A 20624-nucleotide genomic window follows, 5' to 3' on the forward strand; every position below is an offset into this window, starting at 1 on the left:
GGCGTCAACTATGCGGCGGGGTCGTTCGGGGTCGGCCCCGTCTGGCAGCGGGGGCACCAGTAGGTGGGGCGGTCGTCCTGCGGGGCCTCGCGGACGGGGGTGCCGCAGCGCAGGCAGGGGCGGCGGGCGCGGCCGTAGACGAACAGCTCCCGGCCGGGGCGCCGGCTGCCGGTGGTGTTGCGCCGGCCCGACCGGTCGGTGTCGCCGATGTTCGCGGCCAGCAGGCGCTGCGCGGCGGACGCCAGGCGGGGCAGGGTGGTCGGCGGATCGGGGAGCGCGCCGACCGGGGTCCAGGGGGTGACCTGGGCGAGGAAGCAGAGCTCGGCCTTGTAGATGTTGCCGATGCCCGCCAGGTTGCGCTGGTCCAGCAGGGCCTCGCCGAGCGGGCGCCCGGGGTCGGCCAGGAGGTTCGCCGCGGCGCGGGCGGGGTCCCAGTCGGGGCCGAGGAGGTCGGGACCCAGGTGGCCCACCACCCGGTCCTCGTCGCGGGTGCGCAGCAGCTCCAGGACGGGCAGGCGGTAGCCGACGGCGGTGGCGTGCGCGGTGGCCAGCACGGCCCGGATCTCGTGGACGGGGCCGCCGTGCCACGGCCGGCCGGGGGCGAAGACGTGCCAGGCGCCGTCCATGCGCAGGTGGCTGTGGAGGGTGAGGCCGCCTTCGATGCGGGCGAGGAGGTGCTTGCCGCGCGGGGTGACATCGAGGGTGGTGCGGCCGGTGAGGTCGGCGGTGGCGAAGCGGGGGACGCGCAGGTCGAAGACGGTCAGCGGGCTGCCGGCGAGGGCGGCGTTCAGGCGGGCCGCCGCGCGGTGGACGCTGTCTCCTTCGGGCACCCCGCCATTGTCCCTCGCGGGGCCCTGAGGCGGGGCGGGGAGCCCGGGCGGGTGTCGTGCCGGAGCCGTCGGGGCGGTGGTCTCGTGGGGCGGTCGTGTCGTGGCGGGGAGGGGCGCAGGGCCCCCGGGGCGGGGCGTCGCCCCGGGGGGTCGGTCCTCGGGCGGCCGGTGGGCGGCGCCGGGGCCCCTACTTCCAGACGAGGCCCTTGTTCTTGTTCAGGGAGTTGTACGGGTCGCCCCAGTACTCGGCGCCGGAGACCTTGGTCTGCGCGGACGGGGCCAGGGCCACGGCGCAGCTGGTCTGGGTCTTGCCGTTGGTGAACCCCTTGGGCAGGGACTCGTTCGGGCACTTCTCGAACTTGCCGATGATCGAGACGCCCTGCGCCTCGGATCCGTCCCCGAGGAGGCCCTTGATGTGGCCCACGGAGGAGTAGGACAGGTCCGTCGTGCCGGTGTTCTTGACCGAGTAGCGGATGTAGTAGGGGATCATCCCCTTGACCTTGTCGCCCAGCTTGAGGACGTCCAGGTCGGCCGGGTCGCCCTTCTCGATCGCGGTGACGGTCAGGGCGATCTGGCCGCCCTTGTTGTTGCCGTAGCTGAACGGGACCGTCGCGGCCTCGCCGATCTTGAAGGTCTGGCCCGACTTGGCCGTGCCGCCCGCGCCCGCCTCGGCGCCGCCGGCCGGGGCACTGGCGCTCGCGCCGGTGCTCGGGGCTGCCGAGGTGCCGGGCTGCGCGGCGGGGTCGGAGGGGGCGGAGGACTGGCCGGCCGACGCGGCCGCCGAGGGCTGGGCGGGGGAGAGCTCTTCGTTGCCGTCCTTGCAGCCCGTCAGGACGAGGGTGCCGGCGACCGCCAGACCGACCGAGGCCAGGGTGGTCTTGCGCATGCTGATGGTGCTCACTTCTCTTGTCCCCCATGGTGGTGTGCGTTTCACTGCGTGGTGTGCGTTCCACTGCGTCGAACGCGACGTGTGTGATCACCTTGATAAAGCACGGATAAGCGATTCGGTCGCCCTGCCGGCAACCGGCGACCGACTCGTGACATGCCCAAGACATACGATGCGCGGTCGATACCGTCGGGCGCGCTCAGTCGCGCAGGCGCAGCCCCCGCGGGGTGGCGTGGAACCCGGCCGTCTCCAGGGCGGAGCCGAACGGCGAGGTCAGGGCCGCCGCCGTGTTGATCCGCTCCACCGTCAGCGTCGGCAGACCGCCCGAGCGGGAGGCAGCCACCAGGGCCGCCGCGGCCGCCGCCAGACGGGGATCCGCCGGCTCCGGCGGCCACGCCAGCAGCGTCTTCCCGCCCCGCTCCAGGTACAGCGTCAGCTCCCCGTCGACCAGCACCACCAGCGAGCCCGCCTTGCGGCCCGGCTTGTGCGTGGCCCCGGCCGGCGGCTCCGGCCAGGGCAGGGCCGCGCCGTAGGCGTTCGCCGGATCGGCGGCCGCGAGGACCACCGCCGCCAACGGGGGCGGCGTACGCTCGGCCGCCCGCAGCCGGTCCACCGCCCCGTCCATCGCGAACTGGGCGGCGCCCAGCCCCTCCACCACGTACCCCCGCCGGGCCTGCCCGCTGTCCTCGAACGCCGACAGGATCCGGTAGACCGCGCTGAAGCCGCCCTCGACGCCCTCGGCGGCCACCGCGCCCCGCGTGACCACGCCGTGTCGGTCCAGCAGCGTCCGGGCCAGGGCGTGGGCGCGGTGCGTCGGGTCGGGCGCCGGCGCCGGCAGCAGCGACCAGCGGCCGGAGACCGTGGGCGGTCCGCTACGGGTCACCGTGGCCCCCAGCGTGCCGTACCGGCCGCGCGGGACCGTACGCCTGGCCCGGTGCGCGGTGGCGCCGGCGGTGCGGCCCGAGCCCAACAGGGACCGCAGCGGCGCCAGGCTGTCGTTCGTCAGCCGGCCCGACCAGGCGAGGTCCCACACCACCGAGGACAGGGCCGCGTCCGAGACCTCCGGGTGGTGGGCCCGCACGGCGTCGGTGAGCTGGCGGAAGAAGAGGCCGTAGCCGCCCGCGAGGGCGTCGAGCACGGCCCGGTGCAGCTCCGTCAGCTCCAGCGGGTGCGGCTCGGGCAGCAACAGGGGGGCCGCCTCCGCCAGGTACAGGGAGATCCAGCCGTCCTTGCCCGCCAGCGCCCCGGCCCCCGCCCACACCACCTCCCCGCTGGTCGTCAACTCGTCCAGCAGGCCCGGGGCGTAGCCCGCCACCCGCGAGGGCAGCACCAGCCGCTCCAACGCCGACGCCGGGACCGGCGCGCCCTGGAGCTGCTCCACCGCCCGGGCCAGCCCGTCGATCCCGCGCAGTCCGCCGCCCAGGTGCTGCCACTGCGGCAGGAAGACGGCCAGCGACGCGGGCGGCACCGGCTCCAGCTCCTGGCGCAGCGCGGCCAGCGACCTGCGCCGCAGCCTGCGCAACACCGCCGCGTCGCACCACTCCTGGCCGATGCCCGCCGGATGGAACTCGCCCTGCACCAGCCGGCCCGCCGCCGCCAGCCGGTGCAGCGCGCCCTCCGTCACCGCCGCGCCCAGGCCGAAGCGGGCCGCCGCGACGGCCGTGGTGAACGGTCCGTGCGTCCGGGCGTACCGGGCCAGGAGATCGCCCAGCGGATCCTTCACCGGCTCGGTGAACGCCTCCGGCACCCCGACCGGCAGCGCCGTGCCCAGCGCGTCCCGCAGCCGGCCGGCGTCCTCCACCGCGGCCCAGTGCTCGGCGCCGCCGATGCGCACCCGGATGGCCCGCCGGGCCGTCTCCAGCTCCCGCGCCCAGGCCGCCTCGGCGCCCCGCGCGGCCAACTCCGCCTCCGTCAGCGGGCCCAGCAGGCGCAACAGGTCGGCCACCGACTCGGCGTCCTTGGCCCGCCGTTCCTCGGTGAGCCACCCCAGCTCGCGCTCCAGTTCCTCCAGCACCTCGGCGTCGAGGAGTTCGCGCAGCTCCGCCTGGCCGAGCAGCTCGGCCAGCAGCCGGGAGTCCAGCGAGAGCGCCGCCGCCCTGCGCTCGGCGAGCGGCGAGTCCCCCTCGTAGAGGAACTGGGCGACGTAACCGAACAGCAGGGAGCGGGCGAAGGGGGAGGGCTCGGGCGTGGTGACCTCGACCAGACGGACCCGCCGCGCCTCGACGTCCCCCATCAGCTCGGTGAGCCCCGGCACGTCGAACACGTCCTGGAGGCACTCCCGTACGGCCTCCAGCACGATCGGGAACGAACCGAACTCCGAGGCCACCTGGAGCAGCTGCGCCGCACGCTGGCGCTGCTGCCACAACGGCGTGCGCCGGCCGGGATCGCGGCGCGGCAGCAACAGGGCGCGGGCGGCGCACTCGCGGAAACGGGAGGCGAACAGGGCGGAGCCGCCCACCTGGTCGGTGACGATCCCGCCGATCTCGCCCTGGTCGAAGGTGACGTCGGCGGCGCCCAGGGGGGCCTGTCCGTCGTCGAACTCGAAGGAGGGCGCCGCCACGTGCGCCGGATCGTGGTCGAGGAGGTCCATGCCGAGCAGGTCGGCGTCCGGCAGGCGCAGCACGATGCCGTCGTCGGCGTGCATGACCTGGGCGTCCATCCCGTAGCGCTCGGCGAGGCGGGCGCCGAGGGCGAGCGCCCACGGGGCGTGCACCTGCGCGCCGAACGGGGAGTGGACCACGACGCGCCAGTCGCCCAACTCGTCGCGGAAGCGCTCCACGACGATGGTCCGGTCGTCCGGCACGTGCCCGCAGGCCTCGCGCTGCTCGGCGAGGTAGGCGATGACGTTCTCCGCGGCCCAGGCGTCCAGTCCGGCCGCCAGCAGCCGCAGCCGGGCGTCCTCGGCGCCGAGCGCGCCCAACTCGCGCAGGAACGCGCCGACCGCCCGGCCCAGTTCGAGGGGGCGACCCAGCTGGTCCCCCTTCCAGAAGGGCAACCGGCCCGGCACTCCGGGGGCCGGGGTGACCAGGACCCGGTCGCGGGTGATGTCCTCGATCCGCCAGGAGGTGGTGCCCAGGGTGAACACGTCCCCCACGCGGGACTCGTACACCATCTCCTCGTCCAGCTCGCCGACCCGGCCGCCGCCCTTCTTCGGGTCGGAGCCCGCGAGGAACACGCCGAACAGCCCCCGGTCCGGGATCGTGCCGCCGGAGGTCACCGCGAGGCGCTGGGCCCCCGGCCGGCCGGTGATCGTCCCCGCCACCCGGTCCCACACCACCCGCGGTCTCAGCTCGGCGAAGGCGTCCGAGGGGTAGCGGCCCGCCAGCATGTCCAGCACCGCCGTGAACGCCGACTCGGGCAGCGCGGCGAAGGGCGCTGCCCGCCGCACCAGGGCCAGCAGGTCGTCCAGCCGCCAGGTGTCCATCGCCGTCATCGCGACGAGCTGCTGGGCCAGGACGTCGAGCGGATTGGAGGGGACGCGCAGGGACTCGATGGCGCCGACGCGCATCCGCTCGGTCACCACGGCCGCCTGCACCAGGTCGCCGCGGTACTTGGGGAACACCACGCCCGTGGAGACCGCGCCCACCTGGTGCCCGGCGCGGCCCACCCGCTGGAGCCCGGAGGCCACCGACGGCGGCGACTCCACCTGCACCACCAGGTCGACGGCGCCCATGTCGATGCCCAGCTCCAGGCTCGACGTCGCCACCACGGCCGGCAGCCGGCCCGCCTTGAGGTCCTCCTCGACCAGCGCCCGCTGTTCCTTGGACACCGATCCGTGGTGCGCGCGGGCCAGCAGCGGCGGGGCGCCGTGCGCGGCGCCCGACTGGGCCATGATCTCGGCGGGCGGGGGCGCCCCCTCGCCGAGGGTCTCGCCCGTCGCCCGCTCGTACGCGATCTCGTTGAGCCGGTTGCACAGCCGCTCCGCGAGGCGGCGGGAGTTGGCGAACACGATCGTCGAGCGGTGGGCCTGGACGAGGTCCGCGATCCGCTCCTCGACCTGCGGCCAGATCGACGGCCGGTCTCCCCCCTCGCGGCCCTCGGAGGCCGGTGAGCCGCCCAACTCGCCCATGTCCTCGACCGGGACGACCACCGACAGGTCGAACTCCTTGTCCGACGGCGGCTGCACGATCTCCACCCGGCCGCGCGGCGCCAGGTAGCGGGCGACCTCCTCCACCGGACGGACCGTCGCCGACAGGCCGATCCGGCGCGCCGGCCGCGGCAGCAACGCGTCCAACCGCTCCAGGGAGAGCGCCAGGTGGGCGCCCCTCTTGGTGCCCGCCACGGCGTGCACCTCGTCCAGGATCACCGTCTCCACGCCCGCCAGGGCCTCCCGGGCCGAGGAGGTCAGCATCAGGAACAGCGACTCGGGCGTGGTGATCAGGATGTCCGGCGGTCTCGTCGACAGCGCCCGGCGCTCGGCGGGCGGGGTGTCCCCGGAACGGATCCCCACCCGGACCTCGGGCTCCGGCAGGCCGAGCCGCGCCGACTCCTGCCGGATCCCGGTCAGGGGACTGCGCAGGTTGCGCTCCACGTCGACGGCGAGGGCCTTCAGCGGCGACACGTACAGCACCCGGCAGCGCTTGCGGGCCTCGGCGGGCGGCGGGGTCGACGCCAGCCGGTCCAGGGCGGCGAGGAACGCGGCCAGCGTCTTGCCGGAGCCGGTCGGGGCCACGACGAGCACGTCCGCCCCCTCGCCGATGGCCCGCCAGGCCCCCTCCTGCGCGGCCGTCGGCGAGTCGAAGGCCCCCGAGAACCAGGAGCGGGTCGCGGGCGAGAACGAGTCGAGCGCGGAGCGTGCCATCCCACCATCCTGCACCCGCCCACCGACAACGCCCCGGACCTGGGCAAACGCCGGCGCCGGGCGGGGCGCAGAATGGGGGGATGGGGAGCGCCGAGGGCAACGGGGAGTGGGCACGGCACTGGCGGTACGCGCAGCTGCCCGGCCTCGACCTGCTGCGCGCCCACTACGTGCGCCACACCTTCCCGCGCCACGCCCACGACGGATACGTCATCGCGGCCGTCACCGGCGGCGTCGAGGAGATCGGCCTGCCCGGGGGAGTGGTCCGGGCCGGGCCGGGCAGCGTCGTGCTGATCAACCCGGAGGTCGCGCACACGGCGCGCGCCGGCGTGCCCGAGGGCTGGGCCTACGCCACCCTCTACCCCTCCCGCGCCCTGATCACCGAGGTCGCCGCCGAGCTGGGCACCCTGCGCGGCACCCCCGGATTCACCACCGACATGGTCGCCGACGCGCAGGCCTCGAGGGCCATCACCGAGGTGCACCGGGCCGCCGAGTCGGGCAACGCGCTCGCCGCCGACACCCTGCTGCGGGGCGTGGTGGCGCGGATGCTGGGCCGGCACGCGGGCCCGCTGCCCGCCCGTACGGCCCGCGGCGCGGGCGCGGCCGACGCCGAACGGGCCCGTGAGGTGTTGGAGGGGCGGATGGCGGACCCGCCCTCCCTGGAGCGGCTCGCCGCGGAGCTCGGCACCAGCCCCTTCGCCCTGCTGCGGGCCTTCCGCGCGCGGTACGGGATGCCGCCGCACACCTGGCTCACCGACGCCCGGGTCCGGCGGGCGCGCGCGCTCCTCGACGCGGGCACGGCCCCGGCGGAGGCGGCCGTCGCCGTCGGGTTCACGGACCAGCCGCACCTGAACCGGCACTTCACCCGCATCGTGGGCGTCCCGCCGGGCGCCTACCGCCGGGAGCGGGCCCGGGAGGACTGACGCGCCGTCCCCGGCGCGGGGGCGCGGGGCGTCCGGGCGGGCGCGGAAGCGGTGCGGGCCCCGTCCCGGCCGCGGGCCCGCGGCCGGCGCCGTAGGGGGCGAAGCGGGCGCGGACGCGGTGCGGGCCCCCGCGACGTGCAAGAACGTACAAGACCCCGAACCGCCGGCCTGCGTACGTTCGGGGCGTGGGAGAAACTCGGATCGTGACACAGGAGACCCCTCCGGGGGTCGACGCCGGCCGGCCGCGCGCCGCCGTCGTACGGGACGCGCTCGGCGTGGGGGTGGCCGTCGGGCTGTCCGGATTCGCCTTCGGCGTGACCGCGGCGGGAGCCGGCATCAGCGCCCTCCAGGCCTGCGTGCTGAGCCTGCTGGTCTTCACCGGCGCCTCGCAGTTCGCGCTGGTCGGAGCCCTCGCGGCGGGCGGCAACCCGTTCACCGCCGCCGCCGGCGCCTTCTTCCTCGGCACCCGCAACGCCTTCTACGGACTGCGCCTGTCGCAGCTGCTCGCGCTGCCCCGCGCGGCGAAGCCCTTCGCCGCCCACTGGGTGATCGACGAGACCACCGCCGTGGCCCTCGCCCAGCCCGACCGCAAGTCGGCCCGGCTCGGCTTCACCGTCACCGGCCTCACGCTCTACGTGCTGTGGAACCTGACCACCCTGCTCGGCGCGCTCGGCGCCGAGGCCATCGGCGACACCGCCGCCTGGGGGCTGGACGCCGCCGGGCCCGCCGTGTTCCTGGCCCTGCTCGCGCCGATGCTCAAGACCGGCACCGAGCGGGCCGTCGCCGCCCTCGCCCTGGTCCTCGGACTGGGCTTCCTGCCGGTGCTGCCCGCCGGGGTGCCGGTCCTGGTCGCCGCGCTCGCCGCGCCCGCCGTGCTGTGGATGAAGGGACGCCGCCCGTGAACGTCTGGATCGCCATCGGGCTCACCGTCGTCGGCTGCTACGCCGTCAAGCTCGCCGGGCTGCTCGTGCCCGCCGCCGCCCTGGAACGGCCGACGGTGCGCAGGCTGGCCGCCCTGCTGCCGGTGGCGCTGCTGGCCGCGCTCACCGCCCAGCAGACCTTCAGCACCGGCAGCGCGCTCGTCGTCGACGCCCGCGCCGCCGGGCTGGCCGCCGCCGGCCTCGCCCTGCTGCTGCGGGCCCCGTTCCTCGTCGTGGTCGCCGCGGCCGTCGTGGTCACCGCGGGAGTGCGGGCCCTGGGGGGCTGACCGCGCCCAGGGGCCGCCCGTACGCCCGCAGCGTCAGCAGCGCCTCCAGGGTCGCGATCGGACGCCGCTCCAGGGAGCTGCCCGGGGCCCAGGCCCGGCGGCGCACCGGCCAGCCGCCGTCCGGCTGCTGTTCGGCGCCGAGGAAGTCCAGCGAACGCCGCATCTCCTCGTCGGTGAACCAGCCCCGGGCCAGCGACTCGGGCCGGCGGGCGTAGTCGTGCGGGAACAGCGGCTCGCCGGGGGCGCAGCCCGGGGACGACGGCGGGTACTCCTCGGCGCGGGCCGGGTCCAGCACCGCGAGGCGCAGCTCGCGCACCAGCCGGCCCAGCCGGTCGGCCGCCGCCGTCGCGCGGGGCCGGTCGGGCACCCCGTCGAGGAAGGCCACCGCGCCCAGCACCTCGTACGGGGTCGCCCGGCGCAGCGTCTCGACGCGCTCCCAGCAGAAGTCCGTGGCCCGGAACAGCCACGCGTGCCAGATCCGGTTGCGGTGCAGCACCCCCACGACCGGGCCCGTCGTCAGCAGCTCGCCCGGCGGGTCGTCGCGCACCGGGTGGTACGGGGCCGCCGGGTAGGCGCGCGGGGCGGGGACGACCAGCGGCAGCGCGCCGTCGGGCGTCGAGATCCGGGTCAGGTGGTGGCACAGCCGCTCCACGCGCCGGCCCGCGCACCGGCCGAGGCCGTCGAGGATCCGCAGGGCGTGCGCCGTGTGCAGGGGCTGGCTCAGCGGGCCGCGCAGGTCGGGGTCGAGGGCGTGCCCGTAGCCGCCGTCGTCGCCCAGGTACGCGCCGAGGGCCGCGTCGACCGGGTCGGCGTCGCCGCCGAGGAAGTGGAACGCGAACCGGCGCTGCTCCAGCACGCGGGCCGTGAGCCAGATGAACTGCTCGGCGCGGGCCAGCGGGGAGGCTTCGTCTCCAGGCATGCGAGAAACCGTAGGCGCAGGGGAGGCGGCCGGGAGGGGCGAACGGGACCGGTGCACTCTCCGGGGCGGGATACTGGGGGCATGCGGTTGACGATTTTCTGGGAGCGGATGGCCGAGCACTTCGGCTCCTCCTACGCGGACTCCTTCGCCCGGGACCACGTGATGACCGAGCTCGGCGGACTCACCGTCCACCAGGCGCTCGAAGCGGGCTGGGAGACCAAGGACGTGTGGCGCGCGGTGTGTTCGGCGATGGACGTGCCCGCCTCGCTGCGCTGAACCGGCCCCGCCGGGCGGCCGCTTCGTGGTTCGGGCGGCCGGTGGGACAGACTGGGCGGCGTGGCAGCGACAGACGAGACGACCCGCCCGCGCGGCCGGGACCCCGAGGACGTGACGACCCCGGCGACGCCGGAATCCGCCGAGAACCCGCAGGCCGGGGACCTGCGCGGGGAGCCGGCGGCCGGGGATCGGGGCGCGGCGGGGGGCGGGCCGCAGGCCCCGGGTGCTCGCGAGGGCGCTTCGGCGGGCGCCGCGGGCGCCGCGGGCGCCGCGGGTGCGACGCCGCCCTGGCCGCCGGACCCGGCCGGGCCCGGCGGTCCCGGGGGCCGGGTGCCCGGCGCGGCCGGGGCGGACGCCCGCATGCCGCGCTGGCTGCCGCGCGCGGTGGTCCTCGTACTGGCCCTCGTGGCCTGCTTCCAGCTCGGCAGTTGGGCCTTCCACCAGCTGATCGGGCTGCTCCTCAACATCCTGATCGCGTTCTTCCTCGCGCTCGCCGTGGAGCCGGCCGTGGCCCGGATGGCGGCCCGCGGCATGCGGCGCGGGCTCGCCACCTTCCTGGTGTTCCTCACCGTGTTCGTGGCGGTGGCCGGCTTCCTCGCGCTGCTCGGCTCGATGCTCGCCGGGCAGATCGTCGCCATGGTCGAGGGCTTCCCGCGCTACCTCGACTCGGTGATCGACTCGATCAACTCGACCTTCCGCACCGAGCTGTCCCGGCTGGAGATCCAGGACAGCCTGCTGCGCTCCGACTGGTTGCAGAAGTACGTCCAGAACAGCGCGAGCGGGGTCCTCGACGTGTCGGCCACCGTGCTCGGCGGGCTCTTCCGCCTGCTGACGGTCGGCCTGTTCTCCTTCTACTTCGCCGCCGACGGCCCCCGGCTGCGCCGCGCGCTGTGCTCCGTACTGCCCCCCGCCAAGCAGGCGGAGGTGCTGCGGGCCTGGGAGATCGCCGTCGCGAAGACCGGCGGCTACCTCTACTCCCGGGGCCTGATGGCACTGATCTCCGGGGTCGCGCACTACGTCCTGTTCGTGATCCTGGACGTGCCGTACGCGCCCGCCCTCGCGGTGTGGGTGGGGCTGGTGTCGCAGTTCATCCCCACCATCGGCACCTACCTGGCGGGCGCGCTGCCGACGCTGATCGCCTTCACGGTCAATCCCTGGTACGCCCTGTACGTGCTCGGGTTCGTGGTGGTCTACCAGCAGTTCGAGAACTACGTCCTGCAACCCAAGCTGACCTCGAAGACCGTCGACATCCATCCGGCCGTGGCCTTCGGTTCGGTCGTCGCGGGCACCGCCCTGATGGGCGCGGTCGGGGCGCTGATCGCGATCCCGGCCGTCGCCACCCTCCAGGCCTTCCTCGGTGCCTACGTCAGGCGCTACGAGGTCGCCGAGCCCGGCGACGGGGCTACGACGGGCGCTGGTCGCCCGGTTCGCCCGGTCCGGTCGGTCCGTTGGCGTCGAGGAGGCCGGACAGGAGCGAGCTGATCTCGGCCTCGACGGCGGCCTTGTCGACGCCGAGGACCGCGCTCAGCACGCCGTCGCCGTCCTCCAGTTCGAGGAGGGCGAGCAGGACGTGCTCGGTGCCCACGTAGTCGTGGCCCAGGCGCAGGGCCTCGCGGAAGGTGAGCTCCAGGGCCTTCCGCGAGGAGAGGTCGAAGGGGATCATCTCGGGGACCTCGGCCGCCGCCACGCCCTCGGGCAGATGGGCGGTGGCCGCCGCGCGGACGTCCTCGGGGGCGACCCCCTGCGTGCGCAGGGCGTGCGCGGCGAGGCCCTGGGGCTCGGCGAGCAGACCGAGCAGCAGGTGTTCCGTGCGGATCTCCGCGTGGCCGCCGGCGCGGGCCTCCTCCTGGGCGGCCACGACGACGTTGCGAGCGCGGGGGGTGAACCGGCCGAAGCCCTGGGCGGACTGCGGGTCGGCCGCCTTGTCCTCCTTGGGGACGAAGCGCTTCTGGGCGGCCTGGCGCGTGACGCCCATGCTGCGGCCGATGTCGGTCCAGGAGGCGCCGGACCGGCGGGCCTGGTCGACGAAGTGGCCGATGAGGTGGTCGGCGACGTCCCCGAGGTGCTCGGCCGCGACGACGGCGCCGCTGAGCTGCTCCAGGGTGTCGGTGTGGACCTTCTTGATGGCCTCGATCAGGTCGTCGAGGCGGACCGGGTTGGTCATGCGGACGGGTTCCACGGGAGGGTTCGTCATGGAGGCAACCCTAGGTTGACGCTGTGAGGAGTGTCAACCCTGGGTTGTCAGTCGGTGGGTCGGCGTGGGCCGGCGTGGGTCGTCGTGGGTCGCGGTGGGGGTGGGCGGCGGTGGGGCGGAGCGGGGTGGGGTCGCGGCCGTGCGGCCCGCGCGTATAGGCCGGCGATACGGGGGCGCCGTAGACCTGGCGGTCATGAGTGTGGATACGAGTACCGAGCGGATCGGCGCGGAGCCCGGTCGCGCCACCCTGCGGGCCTTCGCCGGGCGGGCCCCCGCGCCCGCCTCGCCCGCGCCGGCCGCGGCCCTGCACAGCGGAGGCGTCGCGGCGGCCGCGCTGCTCGCGCTCGTGGGGATCGGCGCGCTGCTGCACGAGCCGGTGTTGATCCCGCCGATCGCGGCGAGCGCGGCGATCGTCTACGGGGTGCCCGCGCTCCCGTTGGCCCAGCCGCGCAGCGTCGTCGCGGGGCACCTGCTGTGCGCGGCGGTCGGCTATCTGGGGCTGGCGCTGCTGGGGCGCGCGCCATGGGTGGCCGCGCTCGCGGCGGGCGTCGCGGTGGGGGTCATGACCCTGGCCCGGACCCCGCATTCGCCGGCGGCCGCGACCACGGTGGTGGTGGTCCTCCAGGCGCCGGATCCGGTCGTCTTCGTACCGTTGTTGACGGGGGCGGCGGTGTTGCTGGTGCTGGCCGGCATGGCCGCGTCGAGGGCGCGGCGGGGAGCCGTCCGCTATCCCGTGTACTGGTGGTGAAGTGACCCCGGCCCGGGTCGGGGGGAGGGGCGGTGGAGCGGCGGAGGGGGGCTGGGGACGGGTCCCCCTCCGCCGCCCGTCGGTCGACCGGGGAGGTCGGCCGCCGCGGTGCGGTCCGTCAGGCCGCGGGCCGGGACTGGCCGCCGAGCAGGCCCAACAGCTGGTCCATCTCGCCCCGCCAGTTGCGGTGCACGTTCATCCGGGTCGGCGCGGCCTGGCCGGGGAGCCGCATGCGGAACGAGCTCCAGATGGCGTTGCGCTTGATCTCGCTCACGGTGCCGACGGCCTCGGCCGGCGGTATCGCGAACACGATCTCCTGCGGGCGGTTGCTCATCCGGCTCGCCCGGTGGAGCACCACGGCCTGCTCGGTGACGGTCACGAAGTAGTAGGTGAGGAAGGCCTGGCCGATGAGGCCGAGCATGCTCATCAACCACACGCTGGGGCCCGCGACGGCCTGGATCGTGACGATGGGTCGGTCGGTGGGGTTCGCCTGGGCGAGGGCGTCCGCCACCTGCTGCTGGATGGTGGCCTTCTTGACGGCCATGGGTCCTCCTGGGCGGAATTTCACGCTCCCCCGGTCGGGGGCACCGCAGGGTACCGGCCCCGTGCGGCGGGGGGTCGGGCGGCCCGCGGACGTGGCCCAAGCGCCCCGGAATGATGCCCTCCGCCCGCCTCGTGGGTGTTGGGGCGATTGGCGACGGAAGGGGGCAAGAGCGTTTCCGGCCGGCCTCGTTCCGCAACTCCCCATGCCCTCTTGTGAGTTGGATTCCCCAGACAAACAATGCGCATGACAACCGAAGGATCTTCGGTCGCATCGTCACCAGAGGGGAACCCCCACATGAACAAGCCTCTCGCCGGCGTCGTGCTCTCCCTGCTCCTGACCGGAGTCGCGGCGGCGCCCGCCGTGGCCTCCCATCAGGGCGCGGACCGCTCCGATGTCGCAACGCCCGCCTCCGCCCCGGCCGTCGCGGCCCCCATCGCCGCGGGCCCCGCCGCCGACTCGGCCTCGGCCGCCGCCGTCACCTACGCCGGGACGGTCGCGCTGAGCAACTGTTCCGGCTCCGTCGTCCGCGCCCCCGGCTCCCAGCCGAACGACCCCGCGCTCGTCCTCTCCAACGGGCACTGCCTGGAGACCGGGTTCCCCGCCGCGGGCGAGGTCATCGTCAACCGCTCCTCCAGCCGTACGTTCTCGCTGCTCAACGCCGCCGGCTCGAAGGTGGCGACGCTGCGGGCCAACAAGATCGCGTACGGGACGATGACGGACACGGACGTCTCGCTCTACCAACTCACCACCACCTACGCGCAGATCCAGAGCCAGTACGGCATCAACGCGCTGACGCTGAACGACGTCCGTCCCGCACAGGGCTCCGCCGTCAAGGTGGTGTCCGGGTACTGGAAGCGCACCTACAGCTGCAACGTCGACGGCTTCGCCTACCGCCTCAAGGAAGGCGCCTGGACCTGGAAGGACTCCGTCCGCTACACCTCCTCCTGCAACACCATCGGCGGCACGTCGGGCTCGCCCGTGATCGACACCACCACCGGCAAGGTGGTCGCCGTCAACAACACGGGCAACGAGAGCGGCGGACGCTGCACGGACAACAACCCCTGCGAGGTCGACCAGAGCGGCAACGTGACCGTGCGCCGGGGCATCAACTACGCCCAGCAGACGTACACCCTCGTGCCCTGCATCGGCCCCGGCAGCCAGATCGACCTGAACCGCCCCGGGTGCGCCGTGCCGAAGCCGTAACGGCCGGCCGCGTCAGGTATCCCCGCCCGACGGTCACGGCGGTCGGGCGGGGCCTGGCGCGGCGGCCCTACCCCCTGTGGGTGAAGGAGCGGCGGTAGGCGCGGGGCGGTACGCCCCGGCGCTCCACGAACCGTTCGCGCAGGACGGCCGCGCTGCCGTAGCCCACCCGGCGGGCGACCTCCTCGACCGGCAGGTCGGTGGTCTCCAGCAGCTCCTCGGCGGCGCTCAGGCGCAGCTCCCGCAGCCAGGCGTGCGGGGTGGTCCCGGTGGCGGCGGCGAAGCGTCGGGCGAAGGACCGTTTGCTCATCACGGCCCGGCGGGCCAGATCCGCCACCGGGAGCGGCTCGTGCAGGTGCGCGCGGGCCCAGGCGAGGACGTCCGCGAGGCGCTCGTCCTCACCGTCCTCGGGGACCGGGGCGGCCAGGTACTGGGCCTGGCCGCCGTCCCGGTGGGAGGGCAGCACCATGTCCCGGGCGATGTGGTTGGCCATGGCGGCTCCGTGCTCCCGTCGGATCAGGTGCAGGCACAGGTCGAAGCCCGCGGCGGCCCCCGCGCCCGTGGTGACGCGCCCCTCGTCGAGGTACAGGGCCTCGGGCTCGACGGTGACCTCCGGATAGCTCCGGGCCAGCAGCCCGGCGAAGCGCCAGTGGGTGGTGGCCCGACGGCCGTCGAGGAGGCCGGCCGCGGCGAGCGCGAAGGCGCCGACGCAGTGCGCGGCGACCAGGGCCCCGCGCGCGTGCGCGGCCGACAGGGCGTCGAGGACGGCGGGCCCGGGCGGCGTACGGAAACCGGCCCCCGGCAGGGCGATCACCAGATCGGCGGCGGCCAGCCGGTCCAGGCCGTGCCCGATCGCCAGCGGTACGCCGAGGTCGGTCGGGACGTTCCCGGGCCGGTCCGCGCACAGGGCGAAGTCGAAGCCGGGCACCGCCTCCCCGTGCGGGCCGAACACCTCCGCGACGATGCCGACGGCCAGCATGCCGACTCCGGGCGGGACGTACGCGGCGACGGTGGTGAAGGCGGGCATGCCCGGAGTATGCCGGCGGCCCGGCCGTCTTCCCGTGGTCGGTGGCATCGGTGGCATCGGTGGCATCGATGGCATCGATGGCATCGGGGTCGGCGCGGCCGGGGCGGCCTTCCCGTGCCCCTCCGTGCCCCTCCGTGCCCCTCCGTGCCCTTCCGCTGTCCTTCCCGTGTGCGGCGGCGCGCCACCGCGGGCCCCGTCCGTCGTTGTACGGGGGCACCGGACCCGCCCGGACCGGGGGCGGCGCGGCGCGCTTGACAGGGAAATCGAACATCCATTCTGATGAGTTATCCACAGCCGAACCGGACGTGGAAGCGCATTGTCAGTGGCAGGCGTTAGCGTCAATGGCGTGAAGCGATCGACTCAAGCAAACCGGGTGGAACCCATGGCAGGCACCGACCGCGAGAAGGCTCTCGACGCCGCGCTCGCACAGATTGAACGGCAATTCGGCAAGGGCGCCGTCATGCGCCTGGGCGACAAGCCGAACGACCCCATCGACGTCATCCCGACCGGGTCGACCGCGCTGGACATCGCCCTCGGCGTCGGCGGTCTGCCGCGCGGCCGCGTGGTGGAGGTGTACGGCCCGGAGTCCTCCGGCAAGACGACCCTGACCCTGCACGCCGTGGCGAACGCGCAGAAGGCCGGCGGCACCGTCGCCTTCGTCGACGCCGAGCACGCCCTCGACCCCGAGTACGCCAAGGCCCTCGGCGTCGACACCGACAACCTCATCCTGTCCCAGCCGGACACCGGCGAGCAGGCGCTCGAGATCGTCGACATGCTGGTCCGTTCCGGTGCGCTCGACCTGATCGTCATCGACTCCGTCGCGGCGCTCGTCCCGCGCGCGGAGATCGAGGGCGAGATGGGCGACTCGCACGTGGGTCTCCAGGCCCGCCTGATGAGCCAGGCCCTCCGCAAGATCACGGGTGCGCTGAACCAGTCCAAGACCACCGCGATCTTCATCAACCAGCTCCGCGAGAAGATCGGTGTGATGTTCGGCTCGCCGGAGACCACCACCGGTGGTCGCGCGCTGAAGTTCTACGCCTCGGTGCGTATCGACATCCGTCGCATCGAAACCCTCAAGGACGGCACCGAGGCGGTCGGCAACCGCACCCGCTGCAAGGTCGTGAAGAACAAGGTCGCGCCGCCGTTCAAGCAGGCCGAGTTCGACATCCTCTACGGCCAGGGCATCAGCCGCGAGGGCGGCCTGATCGACATGGGCGTCGAGCACGGCTTCATCCGCAAGGCCGGCGCCTGGTACACGTACGAGGGCGACCAGCTGGGCCAGGGCAAGGAGAACGCCCGCAACTTCCTGAAGGACAACCCCGACCTCGCCAACGAGATCGAGCGGAAGATCAAGGAGAAGCTCGGCGTCGGAGTGCGCAAGGACGAAGCGACCGCCGAGGAGACGGCCGCCGCTCCGGCGGACGGCGCCGCGGCAGCCGTTCCCGCCCCCGCGACGAAGGCCAAGACGCCGGCCAAGGCCGCCGCCGCCAAGAGCTGACCCGGTGCGGGAACAGGAGAGGGGCGGCGCCGGAGGCCGGGAGGGCCGCCAGGAGCTGCCGCCCCAGACTCCCGAGGAGCAGGCGCGGGCGATCTGTCTGCGCCTGCTCACCGGGATGCCCCGTACCCGGCGTCAGCTCGCGGACGCCCTCGCGAAACGGGGCATCCCCGACGAGGTGTCGCAGGAGGTCCTCTCCCGGTACGAGGAGGTGGGCCTGATCGACGACGCCGCCTTCGCCGGGGCCTGGGTCGAGTCCCGGCACCGGGGCCGGGGCCTGGCCCGCCGGGCACTCGCCCAGGAGCTGCGGACCAAGGGGGTCCACACCACCCTCGTCCAGGAGGCCCTGGAGCAGCTGGACTCCGAGCAGGAGGAGCAGACCGCGCGCGAGCTCGTGGAGCGCAAGCTCCGGGCCACGCGCGGGTTGGAGCGGGACAAGCGGATCCGGCGCCTCGCCGGGATGCTCGCCCGCAAGGGGTACCCGGAGGGCATGGCCCTGCGGGTGGTGCGGCGCGCGCTGGAGGCGGAGGGCGAGGACGCCGACGACCTGGGCTACGGCGACCCGGCGGGCTGAGCCCGGCCCGGCGCGGGCCCTCGGGGGAGGGCGCGCGGGGGCGGGGCCCATGGGCGGTACGGGGCCGGGTTCGGGGCTGAAGCCCGGGGCCGGGGCTTGGGACGGAGTCGGGGTGGGGTCCTGAGCCGGGGCGGGGCCGTCGGTGGCCGGCCCTGAGCCGGGGCGGGGGCCCGTCGGTGGGCCGGGACCTGAACCTGGGGCGGGCCGGGATCGGGGTCGACGCCGGGGCCGGTTCGGGTCTGCGGCACGGCGGGCCGAAGCGCGGCGGGGGTGGGGCTAGCCCCCGGGTGCGGACGCCGGGGCGCTCCAATGTCAGGGCGCGGGCCGGACGGCAGAGTTTTCCGCATGATGCTGCGTTACGCCCTTCAGACCGTCAGGGACCGCAAGGCCGGTTTCCTCGGAGCCTTCGTCGCGCTGCTGTGCGCGGCCGCTCTGGTCACCGCCTGCGGCACCCTCCTGGAGACCGGACTCCGGGGGAAGATCGCCACCGAGCGCTACGCGGGCACGCCGATCGTCGTCTCCGCCGACCAGAACGTGCACCAGACCACGGTCAAGGAGAAGAAGGGCAAGACCAAGACGAAGCACAAGGCCAAGCCCGTCACCGAGCGGGCCTGGCTGCCCGCCGCGACCGCGGACACGGTCCGTTCGGTCCCCGGAGCAGCCCGGGTGGTCCCCGAGCTCACCTTCCCGGCCGCCGCGATGGTCGCGGGCGCCGCGGCAGGGTCCCCGCCCTCGTACGGACACGCCTGGACCTCCGCGGTCCTCACCCCCTTCACCCTGACCGAGGGCGCCGGACCCCGCGGCGGCGACGAGGTCGTCGTCGAGCGGGGCCTGGCCGCGCGGGCCGCGCTGAAGCCCGGGTCTAGGCTGACGGTCCAGGCCGGCGGCGAGCCGAAGACGTACACCGTCAGCGGTGTCGCCCGGGCGGCGCGGGGCGACCTCGCCCACCAGGGCGCGCTGTTCTTCGGCGACGCCGAGGCCGAGCGGCTCGCCGCCCGCGCCGGGCGGGTCTCCGCGATCGGGGTGCTCCCCGCGCCCGGGGTGGATCCGCGGGTGCTCGCCGGGCGGATCGGTCAGGCGCTGCGCGACGCCGAACGGGCCTCCGGCGCGCAGGACGCGGGAGCGCGGGTCGAGGGCGCGCGGGTCCCGCCGGCGCGGGGCGCCGCCGTCGTCTCCACCGGTGACGCCCGCGGCCCCGTCGAGTTCCTCGACGCCGCCGGAGCCCGCGTCAAGCTGGTGTCGATGGGCGGCGCCATGGGCGGCACCTCCCTCCTCGTCGCGGTCCTCGTGGTCGTCGGCGCCTTCGCCCTCTCCGTCCAGCAGCGCCACCGCGAACTGGCCCTGCTCCGCGCGATCGCCGCGACCCCGAAGCAGGTCCGCCGGCTGATCGGGCGGGAGGCGCTGATCGTCGGACTGGCCGCCGGTGTCGCCGGGGCCCTCGCCGGGCTTCCCCTCGCCTCCTGGCTGCACGATCGCTTCGTCGCCGAAGGCGTGGTCCCCGCCACCCTGGAACCCACCGCCGGGATCTTCCCGATGTTCGCCGCCGTCGCGGCGAGCCTGCTCGGAGCCTGGACCGCCGCGCGGATCACCGGCCGGCGCGTCGCCCGCATCCGGCCCGCCGAAGCCCTCGCCGAGGCCGCCGTGGACCGGGGCCGCCCCGGCCTGGTCCGGACGCTGATCGGGCTCGTCCTGCTGGCGGGCGGGGCGGTGCTGGTCGTCGTACTCGCCTCCCTGCGCACCGAACCGGCCTCGACCCCGGTGACCTTCCTGGCCGTGGTGGTGTTGGCCGGCGCCGTCTCGCTGCTCGGACCGCTGTTGGTCCGCGCCGCCGCGGCCCTGCTCGCCGGGCCGCTGCGGCTGGCCGGCGCCGGGGGCCGGCTGGCCGGCGCGAACCTGCGCGGCAACGCGACGCGGATGGCCTCCGCCGTCACCCCGCTCGCGCTGCTGATCGGCATGACCTGCACCGTGCTGTTCATCGCGCCGACCCTCGGGGACGCCGCCCGTACCCAGGCCCGCGAGGGCGTCCGGGCGCCGTGGGTGCTGGCCGCCCAGGGCCCCGGGGTCGGCCCGGAGGCCGTCGACCGGATCCGCCGTACGCCCGGGGTCACTGCGGCCACCGAGATCGTGCGGACCTCGGTGCGGGTCGGCCTGACCAAGTACGCCGCCCAGGGCGTCACCCCGACCGGCCTGACCCGGACCTGGGACCCGGGCGTCGTGCGCGGCAGCCTCGACGGCTTCGGCGAGGGCGACGCCGCCGTCAGCGAACTCGCCGCGCGGCAGCTCGGCCTGGAGCCCGGCAGCCCGCTGCGCCTGGCCCTGGGCGACGGGACGCCGGTCACCCTCACGGTGTCCGCCGTCTACGCGCGGGGGCTGGGTTTCGGCGACCTGACGCTGCCGCGCGACCTGGTCGCCGCGCACGTCGACAACCCGCTGGCCGCCGCCGTCCTGGTGGCGGCGGAACCGGGCACCGGCCGCCAGGCACTGACCGAGGCCGTACGGGGCTACCCGGGCGTCGCGGTGCTGTCCGCGGCGGACGCGGACGAGGCCCGGGCGGAGCGGCAGGCCGCCGGGGCGGAGATCAACCTGCTGGTGATGGGCCTGGTGCTCGCGTTCACCGCCATCGCGGTGGTCAACACGCTGGCGATGTCGACCGCCGAGCGGCTGCGCGAGTTCGCGATGCTGCGGCTGGCCGGAGCGAAGCGGTGGCAGGTGCGGCAGATGCTGCGGGCGGAGACGCTGGCCGTGCTGCTGATCGGTGCGGTGCTCGGGACGGGGATCGCGCTGGCCGTGCTGACCGCGTTCAGCGTGGGCATGACCGGCTCGGCGGCCCCGACCGTGCTGCCGCTCGCGTACGCGATGGTGGTGGGCGCGGCCGGACTGTTGGCGCTGGGCGCGACGGCCCTGCCGGGACGGGTCGCCCTGCGGACGCCCCCGGTGGAGGTGGCGATGTCCAAGGCGTAGCACCGGGGCGGGGCGGGGCGCGTCGGGCGGGTGGGGGTCGGT

Annotated in this window: 17 protein-coding genes; 10 read left to right on the plus strand and 7 right to left on the minus strand. The window is 75.2% G+C overall.

The features are described from left to right. Positions 1-8 precede the first annotated feature (8 nt). The 3 genes from ACZ6ZI_RS11070 to ACZ6ZI_RS11080 form a co-directional block, all read right to left on the minus strand. Positions 9-830, minus strand: coding sequence for an Fpg/Nei family DNA glycosylase (locus ACZ6ZI_RS11070; RefSeq protein ID WP_469518710.1), 822 nt, complete (start codon positions 828-830; stop codon positions 9-11). Between the two features lie 187 nt (positions 831-1017). Beyond that, positions 1018-1731: a hypothetical protein gene (locus tag ACZ6ZI_RS11075; protein ID WP_469518712.1), complete on the minus strand. Its 714-nt coding sequence runs from the start codon at positions 1729-1731 to the stop codon at positions 1018-1020. Positions 1732-1915: 184 nt separating this feature from the next. Then, entirely contained in the window at positions 1916-6517 is a 4602-nt protein-coding gene (locus ACZ6ZI_RS11080) for an ATP-dependent helicase (RefSeq protein ID WP_469518714.1), read from the minus strand. Positions 6518-6597: 80 nt separating this feature from the next. Here ACZ6ZI_RS11080 and ACZ6ZI_RS11085 point away from each other — a divergent pair, with 80 nt between their 5' ends. The 3 genes from ACZ6ZI_RS11085 to ACZ6ZI_RS11095 all read left to right on the plus strand — a co-directional run bounded on the left by ACZ6ZI_RS11085 (position 6598) and on the right by ACZ6ZI_RS11095 (position 8644). Continuing rightward, positions 6598-7437, plus strand: coding sequence for an AraC family transcriptional regulator (locus tag ACZ6ZI_RS11085; protein ID WP_469518715.1), 840 nt, complete (start codon positions 6598-6600; stop codon positions 7435-7437). Between the two features lie 203 nt (positions 7438-7640). Then, on the plus strand, positions 7641-8339 hold the full coding sequence (locus ACZ6ZI_RS11090; protein WP_469518716.1) for an AzlC family ABC transporter permease: 699 nt from the start codon (positions 7641-7643) through the stop codon (positions 8337-8339). Next, on the plus strand, positions 8336-8644 hold the full coding sequence (locus ACZ6ZI_RS11095) for an AzlD domain-containing protein (protein WP_363052448.1): 309 nt from the start codon (positions 8336-8338) through the stop codon (positions 8642-8644). Before ACZ6ZI_RS11090 ends, ACZ6ZI_RS11095 begins: the two co-directional genes overlap by 4 nt. Here ACZ6ZI_RS11095 and ACZ6ZI_RS11100 read toward each other — a convergent pair. Beyond that, the gene (locus tag ACZ6ZI_RS11100) at positions 8613-9563 is read right to left on the minus strand and encodes a hypothetical protein (protein WP_469518719.1); all 951 of its coding nucleotides are present in this window, start codon (positions 9561-9563) and stop codon (positions 8613-8615) included. The genes ACZ6ZI_RS11095 and ACZ6ZI_RS11100 overlap by 32 nt on opposite strands. A gap of 81 nt (positions 9564-9644) precedes the next feature. Here ACZ6ZI_RS11100 and ACZ6ZI_RS11105 point away from each other — a divergent pair, with 81 nt between their 5' ends. Together ACZ6ZI_RS11105 and ACZ6ZI_RS11110 are read left to right on the plus strand one after the other, a co-directional pair. Beyond that, complete coding sequence (locus ACZ6ZI_RS11105) at positions 9645-9839, plus strand: DUF3046 domain-containing protein (RefSeq protein WP_363052452.1); 195 nt, start codon at positions 9645-9647, stop codon at positions 9837-9839. Between the two features lie 360 nt (positions 9840-10199). Next, the gene (locus ACZ6ZI_RS11110; RefSeq protein ID WP_469519563.1) at positions 10200-11321 is read left to right on the plus strand and encodes an AI-2E family transporter; all 1122 of its coding nucleotides are present in this window, start codon (positions 10200-10202) and stop codon (positions 11319-11321) included. Here ACZ6ZI_RS11110 and ACZ6ZI_RS11115 read toward each other — a convergent pair. Then, the gene (locus tag ACZ6ZI_RS11115; RefSeq protein WP_469518721.1) at positions 11242-12033 is read right to left on the minus strand and encodes a Clp protease N-terminal domain-containing protein; all 792 of its coding nucleotides are present in this window, start codon (positions 12031-12033) and stop codon (positions 11242-11244) included. The two genes, ACZ6ZI_RS11110 and ACZ6ZI_RS11115, sit on opposite strands and share 80 nt — an antisense overlap. 193 nt (positions 12034-12226) lie before the next feature. On the opposite strand from ACZ6ZI_RS11115, the gene ACZ6ZI_RS11120 reads away from it, so the two are divergent. Continuing rightward, positions 12227-12781 (plus strand): HPP family protein, encoded by a 555-nt coding sequence (locus ACZ6ZI_RS11120; RefSeq protein WP_469518724.1) that lies wholly within the window; start codon positions 12227-12229, stop codon positions 12779-12781. Positions 12782-12899: 118 nt separating this feature from the next. Here ACZ6ZI_RS11120 and ACZ6ZI_RS11125 read toward each other — a convergent pair whose 3' ends face one another. After that, on the minus strand, positions 12900-13325 hold the full coding sequence (locus tag ACZ6ZI_RS11125; protein ID WP_469518725.1) for a hypothetical protein: 426 nt from the start codon (positions 13323-13325) through the stop codon (positions 12900-12902). Between the two features lie 294 nt (positions 13326-13619). On the opposite strand from ACZ6ZI_RS11125, the gene ACZ6ZI_RS11130 reads away from it, so the two are divergent. Then, positions 13620-14528 (plus strand): S1 family peptidase, encoded by a 909-nt coding sequence (locus tag ACZ6ZI_RS11130; RefSeq protein WP_469518726.1) that lies wholly within the window; start codon positions 13620-13622, stop codon positions 14526-14528. Between the two features lie 67 nt (positions 14529-14595). Here ACZ6ZI_RS11130 and ACZ6ZI_RS11135 read toward each other — a convergent pair whose 3' ends face one another. After that, positions 14596-15552, minus strand: a complete 957-nt coding sequence (locus tag ACZ6ZI_RS11135; protein ID WP_469518728.1) for a GlxA family transcriptional regulator — start codon at positions 15550-15552, stop codon at positions 14596-14598. A gap of 382 nt (positions 15553-15934) precedes the next feature. Between ACZ6ZI_RS11135 and recA the strand changes: the two genes are divergently transcribed. The 3 genes from recA (at position 15935) to ACZ6ZI_RS11150 (ending at position 20582) form a co-directional block, all read left to right on the plus strand. Then, on the plus strand, positions 15935-17050 hold the full coding sequence (gene recA / locus ACZ6ZI_RS11140; RefSeq protein WP_363052463.1) for a recombinase RecA: 1116 nt from the start codon (positions 15935-15937) through the stop codon (positions 17048-17050). A 4-nt stretch (positions 17051-17054) separates the two neighbouring features. After that, on the plus strand, positions 17055-17621 hold the full coding sequence (recX, locus tag ACZ6ZI_RS11145) for a recombination regulator RecX (RefSeq protein WP_469518731.1): 567 nt from the start codon (positions 17055-17057) through the stop codon (positions 17619-17621). A gap of 345 nt (positions 17622-17966) precedes the next feature. Continuing rightward, the gene (locus tag ACZ6ZI_RS11150) at positions 17967-20582 is read left to right on the plus strand and encodes an ABC transporter permease (RefSeq protein WP_469518733.1); all 2616 of its coding nucleotides are present in this window, start codon (positions 17967-17969) and stop codon (positions 20580-20582) included. Positions 20583-20624: the final 42 nt, after the last annotated feature.

It is taken from the genome of Streptomyces sp. NPDC103540, assembly GCF_055584445.1.